Origin of the sequence: Okeania sp. SIO2C9 (genome assembly GCF_010672455.1) — a bacterium.
Lineage (GTDB): Bacteria > Cyanobacteriota > Cyanobacteriia > Cyanobacteriales > Microcoleaceae > Okeania.
The window spans coordinates 12,511-31,947 of the sequence record NZ_JAAHGO010000056.1 but is presented as its reverse complement, the minus strand read 5'-3'; the positions used below and the strand labels follow the sequence as shown (position 1 = coordinate 31,947).

The 19,437-nt window shown below is 36.6% G+C and carries 14 protein-coding genes; 9 read left to right on the top strand and 5 right to left on the bottom strand.

Translation table 11 applies throughout. The features are described 5' to 3' along the window. The first annotated feature begins 242 nt into the window (after nucleotides 1-242). From grpE to F6K23_RS29530, 6 genes are all read left to right on the top strand, one after another. Nucleotides 243-959 carry a nucleotide exchange factor GrpE gene (gene grpE, locus F6K23_RS29555; RefSeq protein ID WP_293162432.1) on the top strand — a complete coding sequence of 239 codons (717 nt, stop codon included), beginning with the start codon at nucleotides 243-245 and terminating at the stop codon, nucleotides 957-959. 626 nt (nucleotides 960-1,585) lie between these two features. Then, on the top strand, nucleotides 1,586-3,604 hold the full coding sequence (gene dnaK / locus F6K23_RS29550; RefSeq protein WP_293162429.1) for a molecular chaperone DnaK: 2,019 nt from the start codon (nucleotides 1,586-1,588) through the stop codon (nucleotides 3,602-3,604). A 700-nt stretch (nucleotides 3,605-4,304) separates the two neighbouring features. Beyond that, the gene (dnaJ, locus tag F6K23_RS29545; protein ID WP_293162426.1) at nucleotides 4,305-5,432 is read left to right on the top strand and encodes a molecular chaperone DnaJ; all 1,128 of its coding nucleotides are present in this window, start codon (nucleotides 4,305-4,307) and stop codon (nucleotides 5,430-5,432) included. 395 nt (nucleotides 5,433-5,827) lie between these two features. Beyond that, on the top strand, nucleotides 5,828-6,097 hold the full coding sequence (locus F6K23_RS29540; protein WP_293162423.1) for a sulfurtransferase TusA family protein: 270 nt from the start codon (nucleotides 5,828-5,830) through the stop codon (nucleotides 6,095-6,097). Then, the gene (gene rsgA / locus F6K23_RS29535) at nucleotides 6,094-7,215 is read left to right on the top strand and encodes a small ribosomal subunit biogenesis GTPase RsgA (protein ID WP_293162421.1); all 1,122 of its coding nucleotides are present in this window, start codon (nucleotides 6,094-6,096) and stop codon (nucleotides 7,213-7,215) included. The genes F6K23_RS29540 and rsgA overlap by 4 nt, the downstream gene beginning before the upstream one ends. 307 nt (nucleotides 7,216-7,522) lie before the next feature. Beyond that, nucleotides 7,523-7,768, top strand: coding sequence for a UPF0175 family protein (locus F6K23_RS29530; protein ID WP_293162419.1), 246 nt, complete (start codon nucleotides 7,523-7,525; stop codon nucleotides 7,766-7,768). Between the two features lie 221 nt (nucleotides 7,769-7,989). On the opposite strand, the gene F6K23_RS29525 is transcribed toward F6K23_RS29530, so the two are convergent. The 4 genes from F6K23_RS29525 to F6K23_RS29510 all read right to left on the bottom strand — a co-directional run bounded on the left by F6K23_RS29525 (nucleotide 7,990) and on the right by F6K23_RS29510 (nucleotide 11,263). Further along, on the bottom strand, nucleotides 7,990-8,295 hold the full coding sequence (locus F6K23_RS29525) for a hypothetical protein (RefSeq protein ID WP_293162417.1): 306 nt from the start codon (nucleotides 8,293-8,295) through the stop codon (nucleotides 7,990-7,992). A gap of 538 nt (nucleotides 8,296-8,833) precedes the next feature. Beyond that, a complete protein-coding gene (locus F6K23_RS29520) occupies nucleotides 8,834-9,832 on the bottom strand; it encodes a transposase (protein ID WP_293162414.1) in 999 nt (332 codons plus the stop codon). Nucleotides 9,833-10,093: 261 nt separating this feature from the next. Continuing rightward, nucleotides 10,094-10,726 carry a hypothetical protein gene (locus tag F6K23_RS29515; RefSeq protein WP_293162411.1) on the bottom strand — a complete coding sequence of 211 codons (633 nt, stop codon included), beginning with the start codon at nucleotides 10,724-10,726 and terminating at the stop codon, nucleotides 10,094-10,096. Between the two features lie 363 nt (nucleotides 10,727-11,089). Continuing rightward, the gene (locus F6K23_RS29510; protein WP_293162408.1) at nucleotides 11,090-11,263 is read right to left on the bottom strand and encodes a hypothetical protein; all 174 of its coding nucleotides are present in this window, start codon (nucleotides 11,261-11,263) and stop codon (nucleotides 11,090-11,092) included. Nucleotides 11,264-11,548: 285 nt separating this feature from the next. On the opposite strand from F6K23_RS29510, the gene F6K23_RS29505 reads away from it, so the two are divergent. Together F6K23_RS29505 and F6K23_RS29500 are read left to right on the top strand one after the other, a co-directional pair. Then, nucleotides 11,549-13,150 carry an IS200/IS605 family accessory protein TnpB-related protein gene (locus F6K23_RS29505; RefSeq protein WP_293162405.1) on the top strand — a complete coding sequence of 534 codons (1,602 nt, stop codon included), beginning with the start codon at nucleotides 11,549-11,551 and terminating at the stop codon, nucleotides 13,148-13,150. A gap of 2 nt (nucleotides 13,151-13,152) precedes the next feature. After that, entirely contained in the window at nucleotides 13,153-14,700 is a 1,548-nt protein-coding gene (locus F6K23_RS29500) for a WD40 repeat domain-containing protein (RefSeq protein ID WP_293162402.1), read from the top strand. A gap of 293 nt (nucleotides 14,701-14,993) precedes the next feature. Here the strand turns inward: F6K23_RS29500 and F6K23_RS29495 are convergent, their stop codons facing one another. Beyond that, complete coding sequence (locus F6K23_RS29495) at nucleotides 14,994-17,987, bottom strand: PAS domain S-box protein (RefSeq protein ID WP_293162399.1); 2,994 nt, start codon at nucleotides 17,985-17,987, stop codon at nucleotides 14,994-14,996. A 349-nt stretch (nucleotides 17,988-18,336) separates the two neighbouring features. Between F6K23_RS29495 and trpD the strand changes: the two genes are divergently transcribed. After that, the gene (gene trpD, locus F6K23_RS29490; protein WP_293162481.1) at nucleotides 18,337-19,404 is read left to right on the top strand and encodes an anthranilate phosphoribosyltransferase; all 1,068 of its coding nucleotides are present in this window, start codon (nucleotides 18,337-18,339) and stop codon (nucleotides 19,402-19,404) included. Nucleotides 19,405-19,437: the final 33 nt, after the last annotated feature.

The following is a 19,437-nucleotide window of genomic DNA, read 5'->3' as shown; positions in this document are numbered from 1 at the left end:
GTTAGGTATTTTGCGAAAAAATCAAGTACCCTAGAATTTCTATAAACCACTATACTTGCTAATATATTAAGCTTATAAGCTTGGCGCTAAAAACCTGAGAACTAATAAGTTTAAAGGTAGTAATAATCATAATAGTGCAGTTAAAAATTAGTGTGTCTATAGTGCTTTTTATTCTGAATAAATCAGAGGAAAAAAGCAAAATTAAAAGCAGTAACAACCGTCAGTATCCAGGAGAAAATTAAATGGTAGGAGAGATACCATCAGCAGAAACAACAAATCAAGAAATACATGAAAATATGGAAGTGGTTGAGGCAAACGCAGAATTAGACTCATCTCAAAAAATTGAGAATATTGAGGAAGCGTCTGAAGATAATGGTTCTGTAAATACAGACCAACAGAGCTTCGAGCAAATGTCACAGAATATAGTCCTTTTAAAAGAGGCCAATGAATCTCTGCAAACTCAGGTAGAAACTACCAAAGTTCAGCTAGAAGAGAAAGATCTTCAATACAAAAGACTAGCAGCAGACTTTGAGAACTTCCGTAAACGTACACAAAAAGAAAAAGAAGAACTGGATGTACAAGTGAAGTGCTCCACAATCATCGAATTATTACCAGTAATTGACAATTTTGACCGTGCTCGTTCCCAAATTAAACCAGCTAATGATGGAGAAATGAATATCCACAAGAGCTATCAGACTGTCTATAAACAAATGGTAGATACTCTCAAACGACTGGGAGTTTCTCCTATGCGCCCAGAAGGTCAAGAGTTTGACCCAAATCTACATGAGGCAGTAATGCGAGAAGCAACAACAGAATATCCAGAAGGAACTGTGACAGAAGAGTTAGTGCGGGGATATACTCTCGGAGATCGTGTCCTCCGACACGCAATGGTAAAAGTAGCGACAGCTCCAGAACCTGTAGAATCTACAGAAGAAGCTCAAACTGATGCAGAAGATTAAAGCTAAAAAATGGCAGTCCGAAAGTTCCCGGAAGAGTTATCCCCTGGTAGAATAACGACACGCGGGATTTATCCCAGTGTCAAAGTCTGGTATAATTGTTGAATGCGAGTAAAAATAAGGTTTTTCGCCATAGACCTTTTGCTAGTTGGAGTGAAACTCCGGTGGACAGGAGACGGGAATGATATTTCCTAGGACGGCTGTTAGCTCCGCATTCGACACTGAAAAGTAAGAAGGCAGCTAAAGCAGCGATTTATTGCTCCAGCATTTTGAGTAAAACCACTCTCAAAACTAAAAAAAAGTAAGCTCACAGCTAGATTTTAATCTATGCCGAGGAGTCTAGGATTCTGTTGACAGGTTTCAAGCATAAGCGGATTTATCCCTATATGCGGTAGCCTAACCACAAAATCTAGGGTGTTTCAACCCCTGGATATGTTAAAGCAGTTCCATATTGTTGTTTAATCACCACACTTAGTAAGCTGTATTCAGACTATTCAAAATCAGCTAAAAGAAAATACAAGTGTAAAAATGTCCATCTAAAATCTTACCGAGATTACTTGATTTGTTCTGAATACAACTTTACTAAAAAACTCAAAATATTTTTGACTATTTAAGAACGCCGAAGCACTATGGGAAAAGTCATTGGCATTGATTTAGGGACAACTAATAGTTGTGTGGCCGTCTTAGAAGGGGGCAAACCAATTGTAATTTCCAACTCAGAAGGTGGGCGTACAACACCAAGTATTGTGGGATTTGCGAAAGGGAACGAACGCTTAATAGGCCAACTAGCAAAGAGACAATCAGTAACCAATGCAGTAAATACAGTTTACAGTATTAAAAGGTTTATTGGGAGAAGATGGGACGATACAGAAGAAGAGCGCTCCCGAGTTCCATATACCTGTATTAAGGGTAAAGATGATACTGTAAATGTCCAGATACGAGGCAAGAATTATACACCTCAAGAAATTTCAGCAATGATTCTGCAAAAAATGAAGCAGGATGCTGAAAAATATTTAGGAGAATCTGTTACTCAAGCAGTAATCACAGTACCAGCTTATTTTACAGATGCACAAAGACAAGCGACAAAAGATGCAGGGACAATTGCTGGTCTAGAAGTGCTGCGAATTATTAATGAACCAACTGCTGCTTCTTTGTCTTATGGATTAGATAAGCAAGACCAAGATCAGACTATTTTGGTATTTGACCTTGGTGGTGGGACTTTTGATGTTTCGATTTTACAGTTAGGAGATGGTGTATTTGAAGTTAAGGCAACCTCCGGTAACAACCATCTAGGAGGAGATGATTTTGATAATTATTTAGTCCGTTGGTTGGTAGAGGAGTTTAGAGACCGGGAAGGTACTGACTTATCCGCAGATAAAATGGCGCTACAAAGACTGCGAGAGGCAGCAGAAAAGGCTAAAATCGAACTATCTTCTGCCAAGATTACCAATATAAATTTACCATTTATCACTGCTGACGAAACAGGGCCAAAACACTTAGAGACCCAATTAACTCGTGCTAAATTTGAAAAATTAGTACAAAGTCTTACTAAAAGCACGGTTAAACCAGTGGAACAAGCTCTTAAAGATGCTGGTATGACATCAGAAAATATAGATAAAATTATTCTTGTGGGAGGCTCTACTAGAATACCAGTAGTTCAAGCAGCAATAAGTAATTATTTTAACATTAAAACTCCTGATACTTCCGTGAATCCCGATGAAGCTGTGGCATCGGGAGCAGCAATTCAAGCTGGTATTTTAGGTGGTGAAGTTAAAGACCTTTTGCTATTAGATGTGATTCCTTTATCCCTGGGGTTGGAAACTTTGGGGGGGATATATACCAAGGTGATAGAAAGGAATACTACAATTCCTACCAGTCGCTCTCAGATGTATTCTACTGCCGTGGATGGACAAACTTCTGTAGAAATTCATGTCCTTCAAGGTGAGCGGGCAATGGTGAAAGATAATAAAAGTCTAGGTAAGTTTTTACTGAAAGGAATTCCTCCAGCTCCTAGAGGGGTGCCTCAAATAGAAGTTAACTTTGATATTGATGCTAATGGAATTCTTAAAGTTAAGGCTTTAGATTTGGGCACGGGTAGAGAACAAAGTATTGAAATTAGTAATACAGGTGGTTTGAATGAAGCAGAAATTCAACGAATGCAACAAGAAGCAGAAATTTATGCAGAACAGGATATTCAACAACAAAAATTAGCAGAATTGAGAAATCAAGCAGATACTCTTCTATACAATTACGAAGCAACTATCAAAGAACATGGTGATTTTATTGATGAACAGTTAGCAACAGAACTTGAAGAAAGCTATGAACATTTCAAGCAAGTTCTTATTAGCTCAAGAACTGAAAATAATTATGACCAGTTAAATCAACACATTGAAGAATTCAGGCAAAAGCTTTTTGCTTTAGGTGAAACTTTATACGACCGAAGTGGGGGTGAAAAGATAGATTCACCAGAAAAAGAGAAAATTACTCAGCTTCCTCAAGATTCAGAAATTACAGAACCAGAAACTTTAGAACAAGAAACTAATACACCAATTGATAGTAACCTAACTAAAAATGAGGTCACTTCAGTTAAGGTTGAAGAATCAACTGAAGAGCCTGAGAGTGAATTTGGAAAAAATCCATTCCTTTAGATGGCATAGCTGTCCAGAATGCAAATATGAGGCTGATAGAGACGTAGCTTCAGCACAGGAAATTCTTTAACCGAGGTTATGAGCAACTAACTACTCAGGGACTCTGGGGACAAGAAATAGGCTGTCATTTCAGTTATCAGTTATCAGTACCTCTGCCTGAAGTCAGAGGCTTGAAATATTGAAGTTTATTTTTTTTTAATCTCCTTGAAAGGGGAGACTTGAGACCTTATTTCTTGGTCAAGTTGAGCTTTCGGGGACTTTTTTTCTAGACAAGTGGCGCAGGGCAGCAATGTCTAATAGCGATGTTGGAACCCCGCGCTGTACTTCGTAGAAGTCAGGGTTGGGAGGATGTCACCCTTCAGTCGCAAAAAGTATCGCTTCATAGTAATTGGGTGGCCGTTAAATTGGCAACTTACTTGAAGTTTTATGGAAATGCGGATGAAATTTTTGATATAATAATATAAAATAATATAATGTAGTACTTGCAGCTAACTCTAGTTGTAAAAGTTACAAGCAATCATATAAATAAAAATTTAGCCTGCGGACGCTGTGTAAGACCAAGATAGTTTTCGGACTACGGAGACATTGGCGGTTGAAGCAGGATATCTGACACCATCTAGCGAAAGCTTTGGTGTTAGGTACTTCAAAGATAAAAGTTCAAAAGTACACATATTAACACTAATTCTAGGCAATCAGCTCTATGGCCCGCGATTATTATGAAATTCTAGGTGTTTCTCGTACAGCAGATAAAGAGGAACTAAAGCGTGCTTACCGTCGCTTGGCTCGTAAGTACCACCCAGACGTGAACAAAGAGCCAGGAGCAGAAGAAAACTTTAAAGAAATAAATCGTGCTTACGAAGTTCTCTCAGACCAAGAAATGAAAGCTCGTTACGACCGCTTTGGGGAAGCAGGAGTATCAGGAGCAGGAGCACAAGGTTTCTCCACAGATTTTTCAGACAGCTTCGCTGATATATTTGAAAGCTTTTTCAGTGGATTTTCTGGAGGAATGGGGACACAAGGGCGTAGGCGTACAGGTCCAGTTAGAGGTGATGACCTACGCATAGACCTGAATCTGGATTTCCACGAAGCTGTATTTGGCGGGGATAAAGAACTAACAATCAAACATTTAGAGGTTTGTGAAACTTGCAACGGTTCAGGGGCGAAACCAGGTACAAAACCTAAAACTTGTTCTACCTGTGGGGGACAAGGCCAAGTACGCCGAGCGACAAGGACTCCTTTCGGTAGTTTCACTCAAGTTTCCGTTTGTCCTTCGTGTAATGGTACTGGGCAAATAATAGAAGAAAAGTGCCCAACCTGTGGCGGTCGTGGGCAAAATGAGGTTACTAAAAAGATAAAAATTACTATCCCAGGAGGGGTGGATAATGGTACTCAGCTACGAGTATCTAAGGAAGGAGATGCAGGTAAGATGGGTGGACCACCTGGAGACTTGTATGTTTTCTTGGGGGTCAAAAAAGACTCAGAGTTTAGAAGAGATGGAATTAATATTCTGTCTGAAATAAAAATTAGTTATTTACAAGCAATTTTGGGCTGTAGTCTGGAGATAAATACAGTTGATGGCAAAGCAGAATTAATAATTCCAGCAGGTACTCAACCAAATACTGTTCTAACTTTAGAAGATAAAGGAGTACCGAGATTGGGTAACCCTGTAAGTCGTGGCGATCATCTGATTACAATAGCAATAGATATTCCCACAAAAATTACGACAGAAGAACGTGAGTTGCTGGAAAAACTGGCAAGTATTAAGGGCGATCGTATAGGAAAAGGTGGTATAGAAGGGTTTTTAGGAAACTTATTTCACCAAAAATGATCTAGAAAGGGAATATTCAACAATTAATAATTAATAATTAATTATTATCTCTCCTTGAAAAGAAGAGGATTGACGCTTAAGGAAAATTTTTTCTTGTTTCTCCTTGAGAAGGATATCTGAAAATTTTTTTGATAGTGAATTTTGCCCCCCTAGCCCCCCAACTGTGGGGGGGGAACAAGAGTCAATTTCCTTGCTCTAGTCCCCCAATTTTGGGGGATGCTCGGGGGCTTGGATATAGCAAATGGGACTTCTCAGACAACCTCTAAAGGAGAGGCTTTAATCCTTAATTATTCGGTCAGAATTCCCTTCTGCCTCTTTCTCTCTGCATTTCCTGATAATAATTGATTGGAACTATACTATTAAAAATTAAAAGATTGGAGAGACAATATTAAATTATGGATTCTCAACCTCAAGTTCAGCAGCAAAAAATACCAGATGCCCAAATAGATTTGCGAGGTACTCCCTGTCCAATTAATTTTGTCAAGACAAAACTACACCTGGAAAAAATGATGCCTGGAGAAATTTTGGAAGTTTGGCTAGACCCAGGAGAACCTATAGAGCAAGTACCTGATAGTTTAATTATAGAAGGTTATCAAATAGAAGAAATAAGCGATCGCTCTGAATATTTTATCCTGAAGGTACGTCGTCCGGAAACGGTGGCATGAGTGGTTCAGAAGAGGGTGCTATCTTAGAAGCAAATAAGGATTTGGTAGGGACAGTTGTCGCAGTCCAAGCAAATTTTTACCAAGTTAAGCTCGATACAAAAGATGATTTGGTAAAAAAAACAACAGAAAATTTTACCCAACTCCTCTGTACCCGTAGATCGCGATTGAAAAAAATTGGTCAGAAAGTGATGGTGGGCGATCGCGTGGTGGTAGAAGATCCTGACTGGACAGGTGGACGAGGAGCTGTTGCTGAGGTTTTGCCAAGAACAACAGAATTAGACCGTCCTCCTGTAGCTAATGCTAATCAGGTAATGTTAGTGTTTGCTATGGCAGAACCAGATTTAGACCCTGTTGCTTTGACGAGATTTTTAGTGAAGGCAGAGTCAACAGGTTTAGAGGTATGTTTATGTTTGAATAAATGCGATCTGGTCACGTCAGAGCAAATAGAGAGATGGCGGAATAAAATTTCTCAGTGGGGTTACGATCCATTTTTTATTAGTGTGGAAACAGATGTAGGTTTGGGGATAACAAAAGATAATTCGCTTTCTCTGTGGGAAAAACTGAAAAATAAAATTACGGTAATTTCTGGTCCTTCTGGAGTTGGGAAGTCAAGTTTAATTAACTATTTGATTCCTGATGTTAATTTAAGAGTCGCTGCTGTATCAGGAAAGTTGTCGCGAGGAAGACATACTACTCGTCACGTTGAATTATTTGAGCTACCGACTGGGGGTTTATTAGCAGATACACCTGGTTTTAATCAACCACAATTAGAGTGCGAACCTTTGGAGTTGGGGTATTTGTTTCCAGAAGTGCGACGGTATTTAGAAGAAGGAAGTTGTCAATTTAGTGATTGTTTGCATCGGGATGAACCTAACTGTGTAGTCAGGGGTGATTGGGATAGGTATGAGTATTATTTGATGTTTTTAGAAGAGGCGATCGCGCATCAAGAAGCTTTGCAACAAAAACCTGATGTTGAGTCAAACTGGAAGGCAAAAATGAAGTCAGGTGGCGAACAGAAGTTGGAACCGAAGTTAGCTAGTAAAAAGTATCGGCGTTCTTCGAGAAGATTGCAGCATCAGCAGTTACAAGATTTGTGTGAAGAATTTGATGAATTTTAGAAAAGAGGGAGTAGGGGTCAATAATTAATAATTAATAATTAATAATTAATAATTAGGGCTTGCGTTTTTTCTTGTTTCTCCTTTAAAGGAGAGGCTTTAATTATTCGGTAAATATATGATAAACTAAGAAGACGTTGCTGAATTGAAGTATGAATGCGCGATTCTTTGGTTCTATTCAAGCCCCCTAAATCCCCCAAAATTGGGGGACTTTTAGAGTTTTATTCCCCCCAATTTTGGGGTGCTAGGGGGGCAAAATCATACCCAGAATCAGCAACGCCACTAAGAAAAATATCAAAAATTATATCCGATGAGTGTTGTTATATCAAACGAAGTATTAGAAAAAATTGAGATGTCGGAAGGGCAATTGCAAATAGAAATAGCAGTTATGTTATTTCAACATGAACGTTTTACCCTTGCACAAGCTGCTCGTTTTGCTTGTTTGAATCAGTTAGCATTTCAAAAGTTACTTGCAAATCGTCAAATTCCTTTGCATTATGGTATGAAAGAATTGATGGAAGATTTCTATAACTTACAAAAATCTAGAGTTTTGTAGGTTGGGTTGAAGAATGTTAGCGCAGTTTTGTAGGTTGGGTTGAGGTTGGGAAACCCAACATTAATCTTAGGAATTAAATCTCACGTCAATATATTATTGTTGGGTTGCGCGATCGCTTAACCCAACCTACACCTGACAAACTCTTTCCTTACTAAAATTACACTCATTATCTATGTAGTATTTAAAGCTTGAGTTTACCTCACTTAACTTTATCATCAATACTACCAGTATACAGCGGTTTTCATTTCAGTAAACCACAGTAGGGACGTTGCATGCAACGTCCCTACAGGGTTTTGGTTATGACGATGTGGTTCATCAATTTGAAAAGCGCTGTAGAATGTGTACAAATTGCCTTGAAAAAATTTAACTTTGTCCAGTATCGAATCAATCGAACTCCCTTGCAATAATACTTTTCCTCTAGCAGGAAAATCATAAATATCTCTTTCGGTAATTTCTACTGTTACCCATTGTTTAGGATATTTTTCTTTGATTTCCGATATTTTTAATTCTTGAGATTTTTCAATCATTTTAAACATTTTTATTAGAACTTTTCCACATAATACAGCAGATTCCAGCGTGAGGTAAACCCACGCGGGCAAGATGCCCACACTGGGAGCATTTAATTGTTAATATCTGTACTTCTTATGCGAGGAATTTGCTGTATTATACAGTTCAACACCGAATAAAAATCTAGTTGCTTTGGTAAGATTGTCTACTCCTGGCACCAACTTCAAAAAACATTAAGCATCTCTGACAAATAAAGTAGGGAGATTCCATGGAACATCCCTACAAAGCTTTCATCAATACTTTATTTATTTGCTGGATATTTCTAATAATTTACCAGCCAAAAAGAAAGCTGCTTCCTTCTGATATTAACAGGACTTACGCAAAGACACTATATATAGTGTATGGCAAACTTAGCGAACGCTATAATTTTTAAGCGATCGCCAGAGCAACAAAATTATTATAACTTATACCAAGACACTATATATAGTGTATGGCAAACTGAGCGATAGCTATAATTTTTAGAGAGCGATCGCCGAGCATTTCTCTAGTGATAAAAACTTAAATAGCCGTCATTTTAATTGCAGGATATTTGAGTTCAGATACTAGATATTTAGATAATAATTGATGTTTGAGTTGATAAATAGTTTTTCCCAGAATGTAAGCTAGTTTTTTTAAATTATTCCAAACTAACATAGCACAGGCAATATGATTTTTTTGAATTTTTGCCAGGCGACATTGACAAAACTCTATTCCTGTTAATTGCTTGATTTCTCTGTGAAAATCTTCGATTTTCCATCTAGTTTGCGACTCGAATTCTACATCATCTGTCGAAGATTGACTTAAGTCATTAGTGACAATGTATTCTGTTCTATTGGCAGAAATAGTACCCCAGAATAGTTTGACTTTTTTATCTCTTGGAAAACCTTTAATTTTTATTATTTTACCTGATGTTCTTTCTGATTTATTCCAGCTTAATTTAGCAATACTTTTATATTTTTCTGCACCACCAGTATCATCTACTAAACGATTAATTTTTAAGGGGCAATAATAAATTTTTCCTAAGTTATCTATCAGTCCCATTAATCTTTGTATTGCATACCAACTATCCATTAGTACAGTTTTAAATGGTAATTTCTTTTTATTTACCACGTTTAATATCATTTCTTCAACATGATCTATTTTAGTTTTTTTGTCACTTTCTGGATCATAAATACGGTAATCTATTATCCAAAATTGTTCGTTTTGGGGATTTAAATAGATACAATTAACTATTCCTATACCCTGAATTACTTGATGTTCATTACCACTATATTGTTTTCGCACAAGTTCAATTTTATTAGCATATTTTTTCTTAATTACTGTATCATCAAAAATCAGGTATGCTTCCGTATTTTGGACAATTTCCTTTTTGACATTTTCCCATAAATCTTGTGAGTTTAGAGATTCTGTTCTTAAATAACGATTAATCGTATCATGGCTAATGTTTTCTAGGTGATTTGCTAAATTTGTGATGGTATAATTTGTATGATAATTTAGTAAATATTGGTATGGGATCAATATAGTTAAAATTCATTTTATTAGCTCAAATTAACAGTAATATTATTGTACAATAATCAGGGTATTTGAGCCAAACTTATTTACAATTAGCCACATATCATAGAGCTAAAATTAATTATACTAGATTATATTTAATATAAGTTATAATAATGTTTTTGTGCAGGCGATCGCTATAAATTTTTAAGAGTTCGCTCTATTCAGTATACGTTATATATAGCGTTTTGGTATAAGTTATAATAATTTTGTTGCTCTGGCGATCGCTTAAAAATCATAGCTATCACTCAGTTTGCCATACACTATATATAGTGTCTTTGCGTAAGTCCTGATTAAATTACTTATACCAGAGAAAATATCATTATTATCTTCAATTGGGAATCCAAAAAATGAGTCTGAAGATGAATCTTCAAATCCTGGATCAATTATCTGTTCATCTTGATATACACCAGAGTCAAAATTAAGTAATTCCTGAATTTTAACCTTCGCTTGTTCAAATGATTCTTCAACTAATAAATCCTCTTGACTTCCCTGGGGATATTGATTGATATCTAGATAATTTTCGATTTTATGTGAGTCTCTATCTCCTGGAAAGAAGGATAGTAGAGAGTTTCCTGGCCAGCTAGGAAGATTATGTTGGTCTTCGGGAACAGCTATTGCTGGTAGGTTTTTCAGGCGGTTAGGAAAATCATCTTCTCGTAATAAGTAGTCATATTTATCGGAACTAATTCCCTGGAAATTTGTAAAGGGAGAGAAAGCTAATATTCTTGTTCTTTGTTGAATACTTTCAGGTAGTTGATTAAAAATATCTTCAGCAAAGAAGTTGCCTTGGGAGTGAGCAATAATTAAAAATTTATCTTCCAAACTATTTTCTTGGTCAATGTTTTGAATTCTTTCCACTACACTGTTAGTAAATTGCGTGCCTTCAAAATCATTTCCTGAAGTAACAGCTTGAATAATAGATTGGGCAAAGTCGAAGTTAATAGGTTTTGGTTTGCCTGACAGATTATATGTTTCTTCCTCAACCTGAGAATTAATACCAGTTTTGTAGGTTGGGTTGAAGAATGAAACCCAACATCAATCATCAATATGAGGAATGTTGGCGCTGCTTATCCGGAGTATAAACTCCACATAAATATCAGGAATTAAATCCCACATCAATATATTTTTGTTGGGTTGCGCGATCGCTTAACCCAACCTACAGTATTATAATTAATTATCCGAATATGATATGATGTGCCCTAATTAACTACTCAAATAATTTCAAGACTTGGGAGCTATTTTTAATTTAGCTGTAAACTTAACACCAAATTCCATTCCCAGTTCCAACTCTGCTTCCCATGTCAAATTTGGCTTTTCACAAGCTCGTGAAAATTCTTCATAAACCTTATCTACAAGTTCGCTCAAATCTTCTATTACTTGTTCTTCATCTATCATAAATGAAGCCTGAATAGCTTCTTCTTCTACTGACTCTGTTACTTCTTCTTGTTGTTCACTTTTTTGGGTAAAAACTACTTTTGGCTGTTGCTTGCTAACACCAAAAAATATGGACTATCCTAGACAAACATCTACAAAATGTCTAGGATATTACACAATGGCAAATAGGTAGAAAAATTAGGAACCAGACACGAAACTTGAGTTCATGTCAAAGCAAAGCGCAAATATTATTGACACAAAAAGACAAGCTGTGCTAACCTTGAGTAAAGTAATTCAATGTGAGTAATGGCCAAATCTCACGGTTCCTTGACAGGAATAGAAGCTAAAATTGAATACCATCCTGCATTTGAGGAACTCGGAGCATTATATGAATCCTGGAAACGTTCTGCTGTTAACTGGATGCAAACTGAGAAATTATCAGAATCTGAACTAGAAAAGCGTCTTATGAAGCAGTTTAACATTCAATGGGCATGGGCTGACTCAATCGCTACTGAAGCACGAACATGTTTAAACCAATTAAAAACAGCTAAAAAAAACCATTATTCTAAATTAGAGTTACAAATTCAAGCTAAAACAACTGCTGCCAAAAAACTCATCATTAAACTAGAAAAAACATTAAAATTAGCAACAAAAAAAGGTTTTCCACATACACAAGCTCGAAATAAATTTTTTCATCAATTACTGGGTTTAAAAAGTAAAATTCAGAAAATAGCTAACCTGAAACGAAAATTAAAGAAGTTAAAAAACACAGAACGTTTACATATTTGTTTTGGCTCACAGAAATTATTTAATGCTCAACATAATTTAGCAGAAAATGGATATAAAACCCGATCACGATGGAGTATAGATTGGAGTAAGAAACGGTCAGGCAGGTTTTTCTGTATAGGAAAATCTCAGCCAGGCGGTGGAACTATGATCAAAGTTTTCTCATTACAAGAGGATGGGTTATATCAATTACAAGTTCAACTACCGAGACCATTACAGGATAAGTATGGTCAAAAAATACAGTTAGAATTTAGTGTTTCAGATAGAAATGGCCGATCTAGAGCCACAGATTTAGATTATGCCATCAATAGTTTAAAACCAATCACAATTTCTATTTTTCGTAGAGAACACAAACAAGACAATTGGTATGTACATCTTTCTACTTATGTACAAGAAATTCCAGTAGTTCATACTAGAAAAAATGGTTGTATAGGCATTGATTTTAATGCCGAGTTGATTTCAGTTACTTATGTTAAGTGGGATGGCAATATTGAATATTTAGAAGAGCTACCTAGAAAGTGGAAAAATCAAACTACTGGGCAACGACAAGCAACTATGAGGAATATTGTCGCGACTATTGTCAAATTAGCAGATTTTTTTGAGTGCGCTATTGCTATTGAGTCTCTGGATTTTACCAAGAAAAAAGCAAAGATGAGTGAGGAAAGTAAAATTTATAATGCAATGCTTTCTAACTTGTCTACAGGAATGTTTAGAGAGGCTTTAGAGTCATGCTGTAGAAGATTTGGGGTTGAATTAATCAAAGTTAACCCTGCTTTTACTAGCGTGATCGGAATGGTTAATTATATGGCTAAATACGGCCTAAATAGTGGTACTGCTGCTGCTTTAGTCGTTGGCCGTAGAGCCTTAAAGTTATCTGAAAAAATCCCGCAGTGTTTGTTGAGACCGGAGGATGTCAACAAACATGATTGGAGTCATTGGAGGCGAGTTGCTAGTTTTATTAAACTACATCGTATTCGCCGGACTCAACTTTTTCAATGGAGGAAAGCCCTTGAGGGTATCCTAACCCATAGCTTGTGGGCGGAACATCAACTTTCACAGCAAGTACACATTGAAACGGGTGAGCCACGAAATCATTTGCACTCACCGATGGCAAATGTCTAGCTTTGTCTAGTTTTCAAGAAGGTGTAAGATTGTGGGATATTAACTCTCATCAATGTCTTCACGTTTTACAGGAACATGGTTTCTGGGTACGAGGAGTTGCTTTCGATCCTCAAGGAACAAAAGTTGCTAGTGGTAGTGTAATGGAGCAAATTGTAAAATTGTGGGATGTTCAGAGTGGTAAATGTCTCACAACTTGGCAACAACTCAATCATGTTGTTCGTGCCATCGCTTTTAGTCCTGATGGAAAAACTCTAGCTACTGGTAGCGATGATAATCTTGTCAGATTACTGGATATCCATACTGGTAAATGTATCAAAACTATTCCGGGACACAATGGACGAGTGTGGTCAGTTGTTTTTAGTCCCGATAATCAAATTCTAGCTAGTGGTAGTGCGGATCAAACTGTGAAGTTATGGAACATTGAAACTGGTGAATTATTACTGACTTTACCAGAACAAAATCGACGAGTTCGATCTATAACCTTCAGTAGTGATAGTAAAACTCTAATTAGTGGGAGCGACGATCAAAGTGTCAGGTTGTGGGATATCCCTAAAGGAGAATCTTTGAAGACTATCAATGGTTATACTCAAAGAGTATGGTCGGTTGCTTTCTCTCCTGATGGTAAAACTCTGGTCAGTGGTGGTGACGATCGCGTGGTTAGACTATGGGATATTGAGACTGGTAACTGTAAAATCTTGGACAGACATATAAAGCGCATTCAGTCCGTTGCTTTCCATCCTCAAGGAACAAAAATTGCCAGTGCTGGAAATGATGGTCAGATTAGGTTATGGGATCTTGCTACTGGGAAATGTTCTATTCTCCCTGAAAGAGATAGAGACTGGATATGGTTAGTAGCTTTTTATGAGGAGGGAAGAAAATTAATTAGTGTAGGTAGCGACGGCGGTATCAAGTTATGGGATATGAATACAAATAGCTGTCTGCAAAGTTTCAAAGATTATCCAAACTGGTTGTGGTCAGTTGCTGTAAGTCCGGATAGTCAGAATTTAGCGATCGCCAGTGATGGTAAATTATTACAAACATGGAATATTGAAACTGGAAGACTTACAGATATAGGAGAACATCAAGATAAGTTGCGTCAAGTTGCTTGGAGTCCTAATGGTAAAATTATTGCCAGTGCTAGTGATGACCTCACTGTTAAACTCTGGAATGTCAGTACAACAGAATGTCTACATACTTTAGCAGAATATACCAAGCAAATTAGAGCGATGGAATTTAGTCCCAATAGTAATCTGATAGCAACTGGTGGCGATGAATGTACAATTAAACTCTGGGATGTTTCTAGTGATAACCTCTGGCAAACTTTAACGGGACATGAAAATACTATTCGATCTGTTGCTTTTAGTGCTGACGGGTCGATGCTTGCAAGTGGTAGCGAAGACGAGACTATTAGACTGTGGAATACTCAAACAGGTAGCTGCATTAAAACTCTGAAAGCAAAACGCCTCTATGAAGGAATGAATATTACAGATGCGACAGGTTTGACGGAGGGTCAAAAAGAGACTCTGCTAGCATTGGGAGCTATTATGTAATATCAAATCCGGTTGAATAGTTATTAGAGTTGTTGGGAGTAGGGGAGTGGGGGAGTAGGGGAGTGGGGGAGTAGGGGAGTGAGGGAGTAGGGGAGTGGGGGAGTGGGGGAGTAGTAAACATTAAGAATAATATACAATCACTGGCTAATAATCGTTGAAAACGTTATTGAATCCTAATAATTACTTAATCATTGAAATCTTGCATATAGTTAATAGTCGAAGGTAAGGTTAGAATAGTTCAAAAATTTAAAACTCAGATCAAGTATGACTTTTCCTTCTTCCTTCTTCCTTCTTTATTCTGGTTGTGTAATCGGAATTTCAATTATAAACTCTGCTCCTTCACCAAGAGTAGAATTACAACTCAACTTTCCCTTGTGTTTTTCCACAATAATTTGATAACTAATAGACAAACCTAAACCAGTACCTTTCCCTGCTGGTTTAGTAGTAAAAAATCGCTCAAATAAACGCTTCTTAACTTCCTCATCCATACCTAAACCATTATCTATAATCTTCACTGTAACTTTGTCTGATGTAGCTTCTGTTTTAATTTTAATAGTAGGAGTTTTATCTTGGCAATTATCATTGTCACAAGCCTCTTCTAAAGCATCAATAGCATTACCAATTAAATTCATGAATACCTGATTTATCATACCTACATAACATTCTACTAAAGGCAATGCTCCATACTCCTTATAAATTTTAATTTCAGGTTTTTTTCCACGGCCTTTAAAACGATTTTGGAGAATTACTAAAGTACCATTAATACCATCATGAAAACTCATTAGAGTTTTTTTCACATCATCTTTACGAGAGAAATTGCGCAGAGAACTTACAATATCACGAATTCTTTCTGCTCCTATTTGCATTGCTGATATTACCTTAGGCAAATCATGCCTCATAAAATCTAGATCGATCTCCTCAAATTCTTTTTTAATGTAATCTGGTGGGTCTGTACAATATTCTTCATAAAGATTTAGTAAATTCATCATGTCTTGAACATAATGATTCAAATGCACTATATTTCCATAGACAGAAGTTATAGGATTCTTAATTTCGTGAGCAATTCCTGCGATTAATTGACCTAAACTAGACATCTTTTCACTATTAGTTAAAGTCGTCTCTGCTTCATTCAGTTCTTGCAAAGTATTTTCTAATTTTTGCTTTTGTTTTCTTAACTCATTTCGAGATTGCTTTAGTGCTACTTCTGCATTTTTACTCTCAGTAATATCTGTAATAAAACCTTCTAAAGCTATTAAATTTCCTGACTCCGAAAATACTCCTATTCCCTGTTCCCAAACCCATTTAATTTTTCCAGTTTTAGTAGTAATTCGATAAACTACTTGATAATGCTTATTTTCCTGTATAGCAAACCGTATAGCATTCCATAAACGTTGTCGATCTTCTCGATGAATTAATTGTGATAAAAATATTTTCTGTGAACCAAAAAAATCTTTGACTCGGTAACCAGTTAATGAATAGCAACCTTTACTTACAAATTCCACACTTCGATGTAGATCGTTGCGAAAACGATAGGCCATACCTGGCAAATTACTCACTAAAGTAGCTAATTTTCTTTGACTTTCATATAAAGCTTCTTGTGCATGTTTGCGTTCAGTAATATCTGTAATAACTGCTAACAAACAAAGTTCATTACCAATATCAATAATCTCTGCAGACAACAACCATACTCTAATTGCACCAGATTTAACTCTGAACTCGTATTCCTGATTTTTCACAACTCCTTGCTGTTGTAAATTCTGCATAAATTCAGTTCTTGCTTCTGGATATACCCATATTTTCAACTCTTGTGCAGTAAAACCGATTATTTCTTCACGGCAATAACCCATTATCTTCAAAAAACCATCATTTACTTCGATAAACCGTCCATTCTCAAAAGTAGTAATACTGATCGGGTTGGGACTACAACGAAATGCTTTTGAGAACTTTTCCTCCGATAATCGTAACTTTGCTTCTACTTGTTGACGTTCAGATATCTCTTTCTGTAATCGCCCAACGACCTCCTGTAGTTCAACTGTTCGTTTTTCTACCCTCTTTTCTAACTCCTCATTTGCCTGCTTTAGTGTTTTTTCTTTTAACAACCGATTGCTAATATCTAAAACTACTGCTTGCCAACCATCTCTACCATCAAACTTCATAGAACTTAAGAAAACTTCTGCCGGAAATTCAGAACCATCTAAACGTTTATATTGCCAATTAAAACGACTTATGCCTCTATGTAATGCTATTTCTAAATAATGTTTAAATTTCGTATTTGAGTCTTCTTTTCCAAGCTGTTTTAGAGGACTGAATTGCCAAGGCTGTTTTCCACACAACTCTGATTTATTAGTACAGCCAAATAATTTTAATGCAGCAGAGTTACAATCAATAAAACCTAGTTCATTTATGAATAAAACCGCATCTTGAGTGGATTCATATAAATCGCGAAACTTTTTTTCTGAAGCTTGTATAGTAGCAATTAATCCTGTTTGGATAGCTATAGCTTGTTTACTCTCAGTAATATCTCTTGTAACTTGAGAAAAACCCCGTAATTGTTGGTTATCATCATACAAAGCTGTGGTAATTACATTAGCCCAGAATTGCGTTTTGTCTTGCCTCAAACAGATATTTTCTATCACAAATTTACCTTTTTCTCTAGCAATTTTTAATTCTTTCTCTGGTAAGTGATTTTTAATATCATTTTGAGTATAAAAAGTCGAGAAATGTCTACCAATAACTTGCTCGGATTTATATTTATAAATACGCTCTGCTCCAGGATTCCAGCTAACTATATATCCGTCAGCATCCAACATAAATAAGGCATAATCTTGAACACTTTCTATTAATAATCTTTGTCTTTCTTCGCTCTCTTGCAAAGCAACTTCTGTCTGTTTACGTCTGGTAATATCTTCAACAAATCCTTCATAATATAAAAAATTTTCCTGGCGATCGCGAACTACCCAGGCATTTTCAGCAATCCAAATTATTGTACCATCTCTGCGATAAATCTGGGATTCAAATTCGGAAACTTCTCCTTTTTTTCGTAAAATATCAACAAATTCGTCACGTCGCTGAGAATCTACATAAAGTTGATTTTTAATATCTGCCAGAGCAGCAATCATTTCTGTAGAAGAGTCATAACCATAGATGCGAGCTAGTGTAGCATTAGCGCTGATGTAATGTCCTTCAAGTGTTGTTTGGTAAATTCCTACAACTTTATTCTCAAATATACTGTCATATTTATCTTCCATTTGCTGTAATGTCTCTTGACTTTTCTGACGATTAATCATTCAAATTTTCCGTTCCAGATTTATCCTTGTATGTAACTATTTTTACCTACTTAAGAAGTTTATTATTGAATCAATGCACCCTTTTAGTTATTATATATCTTGACATATTTATAACTTTTTGGCTTAAATATGTGACCATTATCTTAAAAATCAAATTACTGTAGAGAAAGTTGGAAATAAATGCATTTGACTTTTGGCTTTTTTTTGTAGACTTATGTTTAATTGTGTAAAATATTCTTTTCAAAGATATATATACAAGATAAACATCAGATAATTAGATAGTGGAAAAATGTATATTTACTTTTAGACTATGACTGGTTCTATTGCTCAAAACCAACAAGGTACATCAATGATTAACTCTTCTACTAATGAATGGCCGAGTTTATTACAGCAGTTACTTGATGGCCAATCTTTATCTTCATCTCAAGCATCGAATTTAATGCAAGGATGGCTGCAAGAAGAAATTCCACCTGTTCTATCAGGAGCAATTTTAGCTGCCCTGCAAGCTAAAGGTGTATCTGCTGAAGAATTAGCAGGTATGGCAAAAGTATTACAGTCTTTATCCTTGACAAAAGAAGATGGCGATCGCTCTGCTCCCATCACCAACTCCAAATATCCAGTTATTGATACTTGTGGTACTGGTGGAGATGGAGCTTCAACATTCAATATTTCTACTGCTGTTGCTTTTGTCGTAGCTGCGGCCGGAGTGCCAGTAGCTAAACATGGAAACCGTTCTGCTTCTGGTAAAGTTGGTTCTGCCGATGTATTAGAAGCATTGGGAATACGTTTGAGCGCTCCCACGGAAAAAGTAATATCCGCAGTATCTGAGGTAGGAGTAACTTTTCTGTTTGCACCAGGTTGGCATCCAGCAATGAAATCTGTAGTTCCTCTACGTCGCACTTTAAAAGTACGAACTGTGTTTAATCTTTTAGGTCCTTTAGTTAACCCTTTACGTCCTCAAGGTCAAGTCATAGGAGTGTTCAATTCTCATCTAGTAGAAACTATAGCTCAAGCTTTAGGAATATTGGGGGTAGGATCGGCGATCGTTCTCCACGGTAGAGAAAAACTAGATGAAGCTGGTTTGGGCGACATTACCGACCTAGCTATTTTATCCAATGGTGAGGTACGAATGACAACCGTTAACCCCCAAGATTTAGGATTAAATTTGGCTCCCATAAGTGCCTTACAGGGCGGGGAGGTAGAAAAAAATGCTGAAATTTTGCAGAATGTTCTCCAAGGTAAGGGAACTTCTGCACAGACAGATGTAGTTGCTCTGAATAGTTCTCTAGCGCTACAAGTAGCAGGTGTTGTACCACTAGAAGCTCATGCAGAAGGTATTGCTAAGGCTAAAGATATTCTTCTGGATGGTTCAGCTTGGTTGAAATTAGAGCAGTTAGTTAAGTTCTTAAATCATTAGACATCTCCAGGAAAGAGGGAATAGGGAATAGGG